The 13,236-nt window shown below is 63.9% G+C and carries 12 protein-coding genes; 5 read left to right on the top strand and 7 right to left on the bottom strand.

Annotated features, from left to right (window positions below):
- Positions 1-75: 75 nt before the first annotated feature.
- The 3 genes from glp to moaA all read right to left on the bottom strand — a co-directional run bounded on the left by glp (position 76) and on the right by moaA (position 3,402).
- Complete coding sequence (gene glp, locus B7G52_RS01885) at positions 76-1,410, bottom strand: gephyrin-like molybdotransferase Glp (protein ID WP_096695806.1); 1,335 nt, start codon at positions 1,408-1,410, stop codon at positions 76-78.
- On the bottom strand, positions 1,407-2,039 hold the full coding sequence (gene mobA, locus B7G52_RS01880; RefSeq protein WP_096695805.1) for a molybdenum cofactor guanylyltransferase MobA: 633 nt from the start codon (positions 2,037-2,039) through the stop codon (positions 1,407-1,409). Before mobA ends, glp begins: the two co-directional genes overlap by 4 nt.
- Before the next feature lie 232 nt (positions 2,040-2,271).
- Entirely contained in the window at positions 2,272-3,402 is a 1,131-nt protein-coding gene (gene moaA, locus B7G52_RS01875; RefSeq protein ID WP_096695804.1) for a GTP 3',8-cyclase MoaA, read from the bottom strand.
- Positions 3,403-3,589: 187 nt separating this feature from the next.
- Here moaA and B7G52_RS01870 point away from each other — a divergent pair, with 187 nt between their 5' ends.
- From B7G52_RS01870 to B7G52_RS01860, 3 genes are read left to right on the top strand one after another with little or no spacing between them, the layout of a single operon-like run.
- On the top strand, positions 3,590-4,300 hold the full coding sequence (locus tag B7G52_RS01870; RefSeq protein WP_096695803.1) for a hypothetical protein: 711 nt from the start codon (positions 3,590-3,592) through the stop codon (positions 4,298-4,300).
- Entirely contained in the window at positions 4,297-5,505 is a 1,209-nt protein-coding gene (locus tag B7G52_RS01865) for a M48 family metallopeptidase (protein WP_205853014.1), read from the top strand. Before B7G52_RS01870 ends, B7G52_RS01865 begins: the two co-directional genes overlap by 4 nt.
- Positions 5,502-6,095: a hypothetical protein gene (locus B7G52_RS01860; RefSeq protein ID WP_096695801.1), complete on the top strand. Its 594-nt coding sequence runs from the start codon at positions 5,502-5,504 to the stop codon at positions 6,093-6,095. The genes B7G52_RS01865 and B7G52_RS01860 overlap by 4 nt, the downstream gene beginning before the upstream one ends.
- A gap of 45 nt (positions 6,096-6,140) precedes the next feature.
- Here the strand turns inward: B7G52_RS01860 and B7G52_RS01855 are convergent, their stop codons facing one another.
- The 3 genes from B7G52_RS01855 to B7G52_RS01845 form a co-directional block, all read right to left on the bottom strand.
- Entirely contained in the window at positions 6,141-6,914 is a 774-nt protein-coding gene (locus tag B7G52_RS01855; RefSeq protein ID WP_096695799.1) for an SDR family oxidoreductase, read from the bottom strand.
- 92 nt (positions 6,915-7,006) lie between these two features.
- Positions 7,007-8,440, bottom strand: coding sequence for an aldehyde dehydrogenase family protein (locus B7G52_RS01850; RefSeq protein ID WP_096695797.1), 1,434 nt, complete (start codon positions 8,438-8,440; stop codon positions 7,007-7,009).
- 122 nt (positions 8,441-8,562) lie between these two features.
- On the bottom strand, positions 8,563-9,381 hold the full coding sequence (locus B7G52_RS01845; protein WP_096695795.1) for a metal-dependent hydrolase: 819 nt from the start codon (positions 9,379-9,381) through the stop codon (positions 8,563-8,565).
- A gap of 120 nt (positions 9,382-9,501) precedes the next feature.
- Here B7G52_RS01845 and B7G52_RS01840 point away from each other — a divergent pair, with 120 nt between their 5' ends.
- The gene (locus B7G52_RS01840; protein WP_205853013.1) at positions 9,502-10,116 is read left to right on the top strand and encodes a TetR/AcrR family transcriptional regulator; all 615 of its coding nucleotides are present in this window, start codon (positions 9,502-9,504) and stop codon (positions 10,114-10,116) included.
- Positions 10,117-10,178: 62 nt separating this feature from the next.
- Here the strand turns inward: B7G52_RS01840 and B7G52_RS01835 are convergent, their stop codons facing one another.
- Positions 10,179-12,398 carry a sodium-translocating pyrophosphatase gene (locus tag B7G52_RS01835; RefSeq protein ID WP_096695793.1) on the bottom strand — a complete coding sequence of 740 codons (2,220 nt, stop codon included), beginning with the start codon at positions 12,396-12,398 and terminating at the stop codon, positions 10,179-10,181.
- A gap of 232 nt (positions 12,399-12,630) precedes the next feature.
- On the opposite strand from B7G52_RS01835, the gene ppa reads away from it, so the two are divergent.
- Entirely contained in the window at positions 12,631-13,176 is a 546-nt protein-coding gene (gene ppa, locus B7G52_RS01830; RefSeq protein ID WP_096695791.1) for an inorganic diphosphatase, read from the top strand.
- Positions 13,177-13,236: the final 60 nt, after the last annotated feature.

Genomic DNA, 13,236 nt, shown 5'->3' with positions numbered 1-13,236 from the left:
AAGAGGGACAGGGCGGGTCTCTCAAGCCCCGGGGCCGGATGCGAATGGCGCGTCCCCCGCTTGACGCCGTTCGGATTAGATCGCGCCCTCGAACATCATCACGTCGACGTCCTCACCCACGGCCACGCTGCCCTGCGCATGGTGCAGCACGATCAGGCCATTGGCCTGGGCCATGGAACTGAGCACACCCGAGCCCTGGTTGCCGGTCGTCTTGACCTGCAGGGAACCGTCGGCGGCGGTGGACACCCAGCCGCGCTGGTACTCGGTGCGGCCCGGTTTCTTGCGCATGGGCTCCAGGCTGCGGGCCCTGAGCAGCGGAGCGGCCGGGGCCGTGCTGCCCATCATCTGCAACAGGGCCGGACGCACAAAAGCCAGAAAGGTGACCATCACCGCGACCGGGTTGCCGGGTAGGCCAAACAGGATGGCGCCATTCGGATTGCTATTGTTTTGGGAGCTGCTTGCGCCCGCATCCATTGGGCTGGAGGCTGATTTTGCTTGAGAGATTCGGCCCACCGCCATGGGCCGCCCGGGGCGCATGGCAATTTTCCAGAAGGCCACGTCGCCGAGTTTTTTCATCATGGCCTTGGTGTAGTCGGCCTCGCCGACACTGACACCGCCGGAAGTGATGATGGCATCGGCCTGCGCCGCGGCGCGTGTGAAGGCCGCTTCCAGCAGGGCCGGGTCGTCGCGCACCACGCCCATGTCGATCACCTCGCAGCCCAGCCGCCTGAGCATGCCGAACACCGTGTAGCGGTTGCTGTCGTAGACCGCACCTTCGCGCGGCGCCTCGCCCAGCGACAGGATTTCATCGCCGGTGGAAAAGTAGGCCACGCGCAGGGCCCGCCGGGTGGCCACGGTTTTCAAGCCCAAAGAGGCCACCAGCCCAAGGCGGGCGGGTGTCAGAAGCTCACCTTTTGATAGCGCCGGCCGGCCCTGCATGAGGTCTTCGCCACGCAGGCGGCGGTTGTCGCCGGGGCTCAGCAGTTGCGCGGGCAGGGTGATGCTGTCGCCCTGAACGCTGGCAAATTCCTGCGGCACCACGGTGTCCAGCCCGGCCGGCATGATGGCACCGGTCATGATCTTCACGCACTCGCCGGCCCCGACCGTGCCCTGCCAGGCTTTGCCGGCCAGCGCCGTGCCCACGACTTTCAGGGGCAGTGCCGTTCCCGCTGCAAGCTGGGCGCCAGCGAAGGCATAGCCATCCATGGCCGAGTTGTCGTGGGGCGGCACGTCAAACGGCGACACCACGTCTGCCGCCAGCACGCGTCCCAGCGCCTCGAACAGCGGCAGTTCCACGACGTCCTGCACCGGTTCCACCAGCCGGGACAAAAACCGCAGCACATCCGCGGCGGACAGGGCCTGCGGATCGTAGCCCTGCAGTTCGGCGGCGATCTGGGCGATGGACTTCACGGGCGCAGGGCTTCGAGCTGGTGCAACTCGGCCAGCGTGTTGGCGTTGAAGAAAGCGCGCGGGTCGTCGCCCGGCAGGTTGAAGGGCACGAGCACGGTTTTGTGCTGCGCCGTCCACGCATCGATCTTGCGGCCGCCGCTGGTGGTGAACAGCATCAGGCTTTCCAGCAGGCGGGTGCGCAGCAGGCAGAAGACCGGCTGCGCGCGCAACTGGCCGTCTTCTTCGGGGGCGGCCACCACGGCGATATCGGCATCTTCGCGCACCATCGCCTCGGCAAGGCGGGCGACCAGCTCTTCGCTGAACAGCGGGGTGTCGCAGGGCACGGTCACCAGGTAGGGCGTCTCGCAGCGCTCCAGCCCGGTCAGAAAGCCGGCCAGCGGGCCCGAAAACTCGCCGAGCCCGGCCGCATCGGGCCAGACCGGCACGCCAAACGATTCGTAGGCCGCGAGGTTGCGGTTGGCATTGACCATCACCTCGCCGACCTGCGGCGACAGCCGCAGCAGGGTGTGCAGGGCCAGCGGCACGCCATTGAAGCTTTGCAGGCCCTTGTCGGCGCCGCCCATGCGTGAGCCGCGTCCGCCGGCAAGGATGATGCCGGTGATTTCTGCGCCGTCTATCGTGTCAATCATGTGGTTCCAATCTTCATAGCGAGCAGTTCAATAACCACGGATATCCCTTGCCAGCCGGGGCCGCGGAACCGGCTTTGCCGGGCCGCAGGCGCAGCGTCCCCGAGGGGCTGGAGCCTGCGGCTCCAAACCTGCCTGCGCAGGTTTGGACAGGCGACAGAGGCGAAGCGTCCCCGCGAGCCGCGGCCTGCAAGGCCTCGTGCAGTACACGAAGTGACAAACGTGGGGGCCATGTCTAGCCGCCTATGTAACTCATCTCAACGCGCTTGTTTCCGTCGGCGCCCGGCACGGCCACATCCGGCGGCAGCGCGGCGCGCAGTTCCGAATACCGGTCGTCGCGGCGCTGCCAGATGTGGGCGACGGCGCCAGAGATCTGCTCGTCCGAATAGTTGCTGTCGCGCAGCAGGGCGCGCAGGTCGTGGCCCTGGTGGGCGAACAGGCATAAAAACAGCTTGCCCTCCGTGGACAGGCGTGCCCGGTTGCAGTCGCCGCAAAAGGCCTTGGTCACGCTGCTGATCACGCCGATTTCGCCGCCGCCGTCGGCATAACGCCAGCGTTCGGCCGTTTCCCCCAGGTAGTTGGGATCGATGGCGTCGAGCGCAAACTCCTGCTGCAGGCGCTGGATGACCTCGGCCGAGGGCATCACCTCGTCCATGCGCCAGCCGTTGGTGGCGCCGACGTCCATGTATTCGATAAAGCGCAGCACCACGCCCGTGTTGCGGAAGTGCCTGGCCATGGGCAGGATCTCGGCATCGTTGGTGCCGCGTTTGACCACCATGTTGACCTTGATGGGCGCCAGGCCAACCTTGTGCGCGACCTCAATGCCCCTGAGCACGTCGGCGACCGGAAAATCCACGTCGTTCATGCGCCGGAACACCGCGTCGTCCAGCCCGTCCAGGCTCACGGTGACGCGCTGCAGGCCGGCGTCCTTCAGGGCCTGGGCCTTTTTGACCAGCAGCGAGCCGTTGGTCGTCAGGGTGATGTCCAGCGGCTTGCCCTGCGGCGTCTGGAGCCGGGCCAGCATCTCGATCAGCACTTCCAGGTGCTTGCGCAACAGGGGTTCGCCGCCGGTCAGCCGGATTTTTTCGACGCCGTGCGCGACGAAAATTTTCGTCAGGCGCGTGATCTCTTCAAAACTGAGCAGCGAAGTCTGCGGCAAAAACGCATAGTCCTTGTTGAAGACTTCGCTGGGCATGCAGTAGCTGCAGCGGAAGTTGCAGCGGTCGGTCACGCTGATGCGCAGGTCGTGCAAGGGCCGGGCCAGCGTGTCGGCCAGCAGGCCGGTGGGCGCCTGCAGCTGCGCAGGGATGTGCGGCACGCGCGCGGCGTAGCGGATGTCTGCGATGGGAATGATTTTGTCGGTCATGTGGGTGCCTTGGGGGAGAATTTACTCCATAGACCCTGAGGCAGGGTATCTCCCGGGACTTTGACCCTTGAAACAACCGGCTTGCCTGCCCCGGCACGGCGGGAACCATCGACGTCCAGGGGACGTAAGTAGAAAGTTGACGTAGATGCTTCTCCTATAATTTCGCAACAAAAAATGGAGGGGAACCATGATTGCTTCATCGGCCCGCACAGCGCTTCGCCTGCTGCTTGTTTTTTTCCTCGGGCTTGGCGCACTGGCCCATGCCCAGGACTCCAGAAACCTGGCGCCCGGATTCACCCAACGGACGGCAGCATCGAAGCTGCTGATCCTGCCGGTCGACATGGAGCTCTACTCCATCAGTGCCGGGGGCGTTCAGGAGCCCAAGGCCGACTGGACCGAGTCCGCCGTCAAAAACTTCAAGACCGGGCTCGACGGCCGCAAGACACTGCTGGGCGCGAACATTGTCCAGCTTGAAGAAAAAGACCTGGATGAACTGGCCGAAATCAATGCCCTGCACGGCGCGGTGGCGCAGTCTGTTTTTCTTCATCACATGCTGGGCGTTGCCAAGCTGCCGACCAAGGCGGGCGTGCTGGACTGGTCCATGGGCGACTCGGTGAAGCTGCTCAAGGACAAGACGGGGGCAGACTATGCGCTTTTCACCTGGATACGCGACAGCTACGCCAGCTCGGAGCGCAAGGCCGCCATCGTGATGATGGCCTTGCTCGGCGTTGGCATTGCCGGCGGCGCCCAGGTCGGTTATGCCTCGCTGGTGGACCTGAACAACGGGCGCATTGTCTGGTTCAACGATTTGCGGCGGGCCAGCGGGGACCTGCGCGAGCCGGAGTCGGCACAGGAAACCGTTGAAACCCTGCTCAAGGGATTTCCGGCGGCCAGATGACGGCGCCGCCCTTCACCCGACGTGGCCTGCTGCGCTCGGCTTGTCGGCACTGCCTGGGTTTTGCCGGGCTGGCCTCCAGCCTGCCTTTGCTTGCCCAGGACAAGGTCGCCGCAGCAACCCCCAGTGCCGGCCTGGCTGCCATGCCGCAGCGTTTGACGCGACCGGCGCTTGACAGCGAGGAGGGCGGGCTCTGGGGCCTGATGGACCGCGAAGAAGCCCGCTTGCGCCGAAGCCCTTTTGTGATGCGCGATGCCGCGCTGGGAAAATATGTCCAGGACGTGGTCTGCCGCCTGACCCAGGACCATTGCGCTGACATTCGTATCCACCTGGTGCGCACGCCGCTGTTCAATGCCAGCATGGCGCCCAACGGCATGATGCAGGTCTGGAGTGGCCTGTTGCTGCGCGTGGAAAACGAAGCGCAGCTCGCGGCTGTGCTGGGCCATGAGCTGGGTCACTACCTGGAGCGGCACACGCTGGAGCGCTTGCGCGACGCCAAGAGCAAGGCGGCCTTTGCCCAGTTCGTTGGCCTGTTCGGCCTGGTGGGCGCGATCGGCCAGCTCGGCGTGCTGGCCAGCATGTTTTCATTTTCACGCGAACAGGAAAGCAGCGCCGACCGCATCGGCATGCGACTGATGCAGGGCGCCGGGTACGACGGCAAACAGGCGGCGCAGGTGTGGGACAACCTGCTGGGAGAGCTCAGGATCAAGGGCGGCGACAGGGTCGGATTGCAAAGCCCCATGATGGCCACCCATCCGCCGGTTGAAACCCGGCGCGACGACCTGCTCAAGCTGGCAGGCAGCATGCCGGGCAACACCGGAGGCCCGGAATTCAGGCAGGCCATGGCGCCGCACCGCCTGGGCTGGATCCACGACGAAATCAAGCGCGGCCAGTTCGAGGAAAGCCTGGTGCTGTTTGATCGCCTGATCAACCAGGACAAGGCCGATGCGCAGCTGTTGTATGCGCGTGGCGAGGTCTACCGCCTGCGCGCCGGAAAAGACGACCAGCAGCATGCGCTGGAGAGCCTGACGGGGGCAACCACGCAGGCGAACCCGCCAGCCGAAGCATTTCGTGCCCTGGGCCTGGTGCACAAGCAGCGAGCCGACAACGATTCGGCTTTTCAATCCTTCGAAAAATACCTGGCGGCGGCGCCCGATGCGCCGGATGCCGGGCTGATCAGAAACTACATCGCGGAACTCAAACCATGAAAAAAATACTTGCCCTGTTGCTGGTCTCGCTGCTCGCTGCGTGTACCTCCATCGTCAAGGTCGAAGGTGACCAGGTCATCAACAACCGCATGGCCGTCAAGCTCACCGATGCCTGGAACAAGGTGGACCTGCCGGGCAACAAGCAACCCTTTGATGTGTGGACCCAGGAAGGCCTGACGATTGACCACCTGCGTTTCTGGGCAGCGGTTGGCAACAACCAGGAAATGATGAAGCGCCCGCCGGGTGCCAGCGTGCCGCAAGGCGGAAAGGCCGCCCGCTTGCCGACCTATGTGGCCGGCATGCAGTCCGACCAGCTGGTCAGCCTGTTCGAGAACCTGTATGCCGCTGACGGATCCATCGTCACGATGAACAAGGTCGAGCCGGCCGTGTTTGCCGGCGAGAAGGGTGTGCGTTTCGAGTTTGCCGTCACCCGCAAGAGCGATGATGTGCAACTGCGTGGCGTCGGCTGGGTGGCGGTGAAGAAAAACGAGCTGTTTGCCGCGACTTTTGTCGCGCCGCGGCTGTCCTTTTTCCCGCGCCTGCTGCCCAAGGCTGAAAGTGTCGTGAAAACGGCGCAGATCAAGGGCTGATCCGGCCGAACACCGGCAGCACCTGTCTGCCGGGCCATGGACGGGTCAGACGCAGCGCCCGCCGTCCACCTCGAGACACACACCGCTGATGAAAGCCGCTTCGTCGCTGGCCAGGTAGAGCGCGGCGTTGGCCACGTCGAGCGCTGTCGAAAAACGTCCGAGCGGAATGCTGGACAGGAATTTGGCGCGGCGCGCTTCGCCTTCGGGGCCGGTGACCGTGCCGCCGGCAAACTGGGTGGACAGCGCGGTGTCGGGGTTGAACACCGGGTTGATGCAGTTCACGCGGATGTTGTCCGGGCCGAGTTCGGCGGCCAGCGACTTCGAGGTCGTGATGACGGCACCCTTCGAGCCGTTGTACCAGGTCAGGCCGGGGCGCGGGCGCACGCCGGCGGTGGACGCGATGTTGATGAAGCTGCCGCTGCCCTGCGCGCGGAACACCGGCGTGGCGTGGATGGTCGAGAGGTAAATGCTTTTGACGTTGATCGCGTAGCAGCGGTCGAATTCTTCCTCGGTGGTTTCCAGCGCGGGCTGGTTGCGGTGCGTCCAGCCAGCGTTGTTGACCATCACGTCGAGCTTGCCGTAACGCTGCACGGCCGCAGCCACCAGCGCCTTGACCTCGGCGGTTTTGGTCACGTCGGCCGCAAAGAAGGAGGCGGTGCCGCCGGCTTTCACGATGTCGGCCACAACTTTTTCGCCAAGGACGGTGTTGATGTCGTTGACGATGACTTTCGCGCCTTCAGCGGCCAGGCGTTTGGCAATGCCTTCGCCGATGCCGCCGCCCGAGCCTGTGACGATGATGGATTTGTCCTGGAGTCGCATGGTGTTTCCTTGGGTGCTATAAAAGTTATAGCTGCTAGCGCCCGAATGGAAAGGGCTGCAGCCTGTTTTTTCTTGAAAAATGAAGGGCGGGTTCAGCCGTGCCGGATGGCGACGGTCTTCAGCGTGGTGAAGCCGTACAGCGCTTCAAAGCCTTTTTCGCGCCCGTAACCCGACGACTTGACGCCGCCGAAGGGCAACTCCACGCCGCCGCCGGCGCCGTAGTTGTTGATGAAGACCTGGCCGCTCTGGACACGTTTGGCCATGCGGAACTGGCGGCCGCCGTCGCGGGTCCAGATGCCGGCCACCAGGCCGAACTGCGTGGCGTTGGCGAGTTCGATCGCGTGGTCCTCGCCCTCGAAACTCATGGCGCAGAGCACCGGGCCGAACACTTCTTCCTGCGCCAGGCGGTGCATCACCGGCACGTCGCGCAGCAAGGTGGGCGCCTGGTAAAAGCCGGTGTCCGGCGCTTCGTCGACGATCTGGCCTTGCGCCACCATGGGGATGCCGGCGACCTGCGCATCGCTCAGAAAGTCCCAGACGCGCTGCTGCTGGGTCTGGCGGATCAGCGGTCCCACGTCCAGGTCCATCGTGGCGGGACCGACGCGCAGCTTCTCGAAGGCCTGGCCCAGGCGCTCCAGCAGCGGTTCATAAATCTGTTGATCCACCAGCAGGCGCGAGCCGGCCGAGCAGGTCTGGCCGGCGTTTTGCACGATGGCGTTGACGAGCGCCGGAATGGCTTGCTCCAGGTCGGCGTCGGCAAAAACGATTTGCGGGCTTTTGCCGCCCAGCTCCAGCGTCACCGGGCAATGGCGCTCGGCCGCCACCTGCTGGATCAGGGTGCCCACCGTCGGGCTGCCGGTGAAGCTGATGTGGTGGATGCCCTTGTGGCGGGCCAGGGCGTCGCCGACCTCGTGGCCGTAACCGGTCACGAGGTTGATGGCACCGGCCGGAAAACCGACCTCGGCGGCGAGCTGCGCCACGCGGATCAGCGACAGGCAGGCGTCTTCGGCGGGCTTGACCACGCAGACGTTGCCGGCGGCCAATGCGCCGCCGACGCTGCGGCCGAAAATCTGCATCGGGTAGTTCCACGGAATGATGTGGCCGGTCACGCCGTGCGGCTCGCGCCAGGTCATCACGCTGTAGCCGTCCAGGTAGGGCAGGGTCTCGCCGTGCAGCTTGTCGCAGGCGCCGGCGTAAAACTCGAAATAACGCACCAGCGCGGCCGCATCAGCCCTGGCCTGCTTGGTGGGTTTGCCGCAGTCGCGCTGCTCGATCAGGGCCAGCTCCTCGGCATGTTCGGCCACCTTGCGCGACAGCGCCATCAGCAGGCGACCACGCTCGGCGGCACTGACCTTGTGCCAGACGGTGTGCAGGCAGTCGTGCGCCGCCTGAACCGCCGTGTCAATGTCCTGCGCGTTGCTGCGCTGGATGTCTTCGAAAACCTGTCCGTCGGACGGGTCGATCACAGGAATGGTTTTACCCGAGGCGGAGCGGACCGGTGCGTTGGCGATGTAATTGAGTTGCATGCATATGATTTTCCGCGAAAACGCAGGGTTCGCAAAAAATCCGGCCGGATCGGGCCGCCGCCCCTTTTTCAGGAGGGGGATACGCTATGAAATGAATAGCAGCCGAGCCAGTCGGCTCGAGACTATGCCCCGACGGGGGTGTAGGCGCTGGTGTTGCTGGCCAGCCAGCGCGCCGACAGGTCGCTGCTCTGCTGGTTGGGGTGAAAGTCCGTACGCAGATACTCGCGCCAGGGTTTGAAGGTCTGGCGGATCAGTCCGCGCTGACCGAACAGGTAGCTGGCGGCGCTTTTCCAGGTGCGCCACTTCCACAAGGTACCGTCGTGATACAGGTTGTTGACGGTCTGGCGCAGGGTGTCGGTCAAAAACACAAAAGTGATGCGGCGGAACCACTTGATGCGCCATTCCTGGCTACCACCGAGCGCGACATACAGGTCAAAGGCGGTGTTCTTGTGCTCCGACTCTTCGGCACTGTGCCACAGCCACATGGTTTTCAGGCGCGGCTCGCAGCCGTCAAGCAGGTCATGGTTGCGCAGCATCCACTCCGCAAAAATCGCGGTGAAGTGTTCATTGGCCGCAGTAATGGCCAGCGCGTGGCGCGGGTTGGTGCCGGCCAGCAGCTGCATGTTTTTTTCAGCACGCGGCGCCCAGTCGTTGACCAGGCCCTGTTTTTCCAGATGGCTGTTGAAGAGGCTGTGAACGCGGCGATGCGTGGCCTCCTGCCCGATAAACCCCTGGACCTCGGCCTTGTACTGGTCCTGCAAGGGAGGCGGCAGGGCTTTCAGGCCGTTGCGCACCGAATCAATGAAGAACTGTTCGCCGACCGGAAAACTCATGGACAGTGCGTTGAAAAAAGCCGTGCGAAATGCATCGCCGGCACACCAGTGCCTCGGCAGGGGCGTCTCAAGGTCAATCAGCAGGCGGCGTACAACCAGTTCACTCATGTTTTCTCCCATGGAAATAATTTGGTACCCGCGGGTACCAGTAAGGGAAACTATAGGGTGACGCTGTGGTACTGTCAAGTACCGTCATGGTTTTAACTTTGCATTGAGGATGGCTGACCCATGTATTCCGAGGACATCTCCGCCGCCAGCATGGAAACGGCCAGGGCCTACCGTTCGCGCCTGCTCGAAGGCATGGCGCACAGCGTGGCGCTCAAGGGTTACGCCGACACGACGGTGGCCGATATCGTGCGCGAGGCGGGCGTGTCCAAACGCACGTTTTACGAGTGTTTTGCCACCAAGAAGGATTGCCTGATCGCGCTTTATGTGGCGGCCAGTCATGGCGGGCTCAAGGTGCTCAAAGGTGCCATTGACCCCGGCCGCGACTGGAAGACCCAGGTCGAGCACGCGATGGGCGCGTACCTGGCCTGTCTGGCCGGCAACCCGGCGCTGCTGCGCACGCTGTTCATCGACATCCTCAGCCTGGGCCCCGAGGGCCTGCAGGTGCGGCGCCAGATGAACCAGGAAATGGCCGACTTTGTGGTCCAGGTGGTCAACGCCGGCCATCCGCAAACGCCGCAGGACGATGCGCTGACCGCGACCCTGGCCATGGCCGTCATCGGTGGCATCAACGAATTGGTGTTGCAGGCCATCGAAAACAACCGAACGGCCGATTTGCAGGCGCTGACCGGCCCGTGCAGTGCGCTGGTGCGCGCTGTGCTGGCCGTACCGCGCTGAAGACACAAAAAAGCCCGCCGAAGCGGGCCGAAGTAAAGCGTGGCTTTTTCTTCTTTTTTCTTTTATTTCGCTGGCGTCGGCGTGGCCGCGGCACCCGGTGCCTGGGTAGGCGCGGGAGCGGGCATGCCGGGCGCGGTGGGCGTGACCGCCGGGGCGGCCGGCGCGCTCACTGCCGCTGGAGCGGCCACCGGGGTGGCCGGCGCTGCATTGGCGTTGCCGCCATGGAACTTCATCATCAGCGGCACAATCAGCAGCGCCACGATATTGATGATCTTGATCAGCGGGTTGATGGCCGGGCCGGCGGTGTCCTTGTAGGGGTCGCCCACGGTGTCGCCGGTCACGGCGGCCTTGTGGGTCTCGGAGCCCTTGCCGCCATGGTTGCCGTCTTCAATGTATTTCTTGGCGTTGTCCCAGGCACCGCCGCCGGTACACATGGAGATTGCCACGAACAGGCCGGTCACGATGGTGCCCATCAGCAGGCCGCCCAGCGCGGCGGGGCCCAGCAGCAGGCCGACCAGAATCGGCACCACCACCGGCAGCAGCGACGGGATCATCATTTCCTTGATGGCGGCCGTCGTCAGCATGTCCACCGCCTTGCCGTATTCGGGCTTGGCCGTGCCTTCCATGATGCCCTTGATCTCGCGGAACTGGCGGCGTACCTCGACCACCACCGCGCCGGCGGCGCGGCCCACGGCTTCCATGGCCATGGCACCGAACAGGTAGGGAATCAGCCCGCCGATGAACAAGCCGATGATCACCATCGGGTCGCTCAGGTCAAAGCTGATGGCCTTGCCGTAGGCTTCGAGTTTGTGCGTGTAGTCGGCAAACAGCACCAGTGCGGCCAGGCCGGCGGAGCCGATGGCGTAACCCTTGGTCACGGCCTTGGTGGTGTTGCCCACCGCGTCCAGCGGGTCGGTAACGGCTCGCACTTCGGGTGGCATGTCCGCCATTTCGGCAATGCCGCCGGCGTTGTCGGTGATCGGGCCGTAGGCGTCCAGTGCCACCACGATGCCGGCCATGCTCAGCATGGAGGTCGCGGCAATCGCAATGCCGTACAGGCCGGCCAGCTGGAACGAGACCCAGATCGCGATGCAGACACAGATCACGGGCCAGGCGGTCGAACGCATGGACACGCCGAGGCCGGCAATGATGTTGGTGCCGTGGCCGGTGGTGGAGGCTTGCGCAATATGGCGCACCGGGGCGTACTGCGTGCCGGTGTAGTACTCGGTGATCCAGACCAGCGCGCCGGTCAGCACCAGGCCCACGGCGCAGGCGCCGAACAGGGCCATCTGCGTGCCTGCTGCCTTGATGGCGTTGTCGGGCATCAGCCAGGTGGTCACAAAGTAGAAGGCGATCAGCGACAGGCCGCCGGCAACCGCCAGGCCCTTGTACAGCGCCGGCATCACGTTGGTCATGCCGGGCGAGGCCTTGACAAAGAAGCAGCCGATGATGGACGCGATGATGGACACCGCACCGAGCGCCAGCGGATAAACCACCGCGCTGGTACCGGCGTTGGTGACGAGCAGGGCGCCCAGCACCATGGTGGCGATCAGCGTCACCGCGTAGGTTTCAAACAGGTCGGCGGCCATGCCGGCGCAGTCGCCCACGTTGTCGCCGACGTTGTCGGCGATCACCGCCGGGTTGCGCGGATCGTCCTCCGGGATGCCGGCCTCGACCTTGCCCACCAAGTCGGCGCCGACGTCAGCGCCCTTGGTGAAAATGCCGCCGCCCAGGCGGGCGAAGATGGAAATCAGCGAGGAGCCAAAGGCAAAACCGATCAGCGGATTGAGCAGGTTGGCCAGGTTGGCACTGGGCGTGTAGTTGCCGTTGCCCACCAGAAACCAGTAGAAGGCCGTAACGCCCAGCAGGCCCAGGCCAACCACCAGCATGCCGGTGATCGCGCCGCCGCGGAAGGCGACATCAAGGGCGGGGCCAATGCCGCGGGTGGCCGCCTGTGCGGTGCGCACGTTGGCACGCACCGAGACGTTCATGCCGATGAAGCCGCAAGCGCCCGAAAGCACGGCGCCGACTACAAAACCGATGGCGCTGGGCACATCGAGAAAGATGCCAATCAGGATGGCCAGCACGACGCCGACGATGGCAATGGTTTTGTATTGGCGCGCCAGGTAGGCGGCGGCGCCGGTTTGAATCGCGGCTGCAATTTCCTGCATGCGCGCGTTGCCTGCGTCCTGGGAAAGAATCCAGCTGCGGGCCCAGAAGCCGTAAGCCACGGCGGCCAGTCCGCAGACGAGCGTAAGAATAAGCGCTGAGTTGCCTGTCATAGAGAGATCTCCTACGTTGTTTTTCGCTTGGAGGAGGCGCCACGCTAGCGGTGCCTCCGCTGCGTTGCTTCCTCGTTGCTCGTGTCCGACGTAGAGACAAGACGATTGGCCAACCTTTGAAATTTAACGCCAAAACGTGACAAGTTCGCGAAGCGTCAGGTCCGAATCAGTAAAATGAGGGTAAATACTGACTGAGCCATCCACCTTTTCATTACTTCAACACAAAGAGACCATGTCCCTCGATAAAGTTACCCCCGGTAAAAACGCTCCCGACGCTTTCAACGTGATCATCGAAATCCCGATGAATGCCGACCCGGTCAAGTACGAGGTGGACAAGGAGTCCGGTGCGATTTTTGTGGACCGCTTCATGAGCACGTCCATGCATTACCCGACCAACTACGGCTATGTGCCCAAGACCCTCAGCGGCGACGGCGATCCGGTCGATGTGCTGGTGATCACGCCGGTGCCCCTGATCCCCGGGGTGGTGGTGACCTGCCGCGCGATTGGCATCCTGAAAATGACCGACGAGGCCGGCGAAGACGGCAAGGTGCTGGCCGTGCCCGTGGACAAGAAGTGCTCGCTGTACACCCAGTGGCAAAAGCCCGAGGACATGAACCCGCTGCGCCTGAAAACCATCGCCCACTTCTTTGAGCACTACAAGGACCTCGAAGATGGCAAGTGGGTCAAGATCCAGGGCTGGGAAGGTCCGGACGCGGCACGCAAGGAAATCACCGACGGCATTGCCAACTACCAGAAAGAGCAATCCAGCGCCGCCTGATTTTCAAGCACTTTAGGCCTCCAGCCCTTGTCATTCAAGCGCGATTAGCTATCAAAAACA

Origin of the sequence: Polaromonas sp. AER18D-145 (assembly GCF_002379095.1) — a bacterium.
Classification (GTDB): Bacteria; Pseudomonadota; Gammaproteobacteria; order Burkholderiales; family Burkholderiaceae_C; genus Polaromonas.
This window is presented reverse-complemented; position numbering and strand designations above follow the sequence as displayed.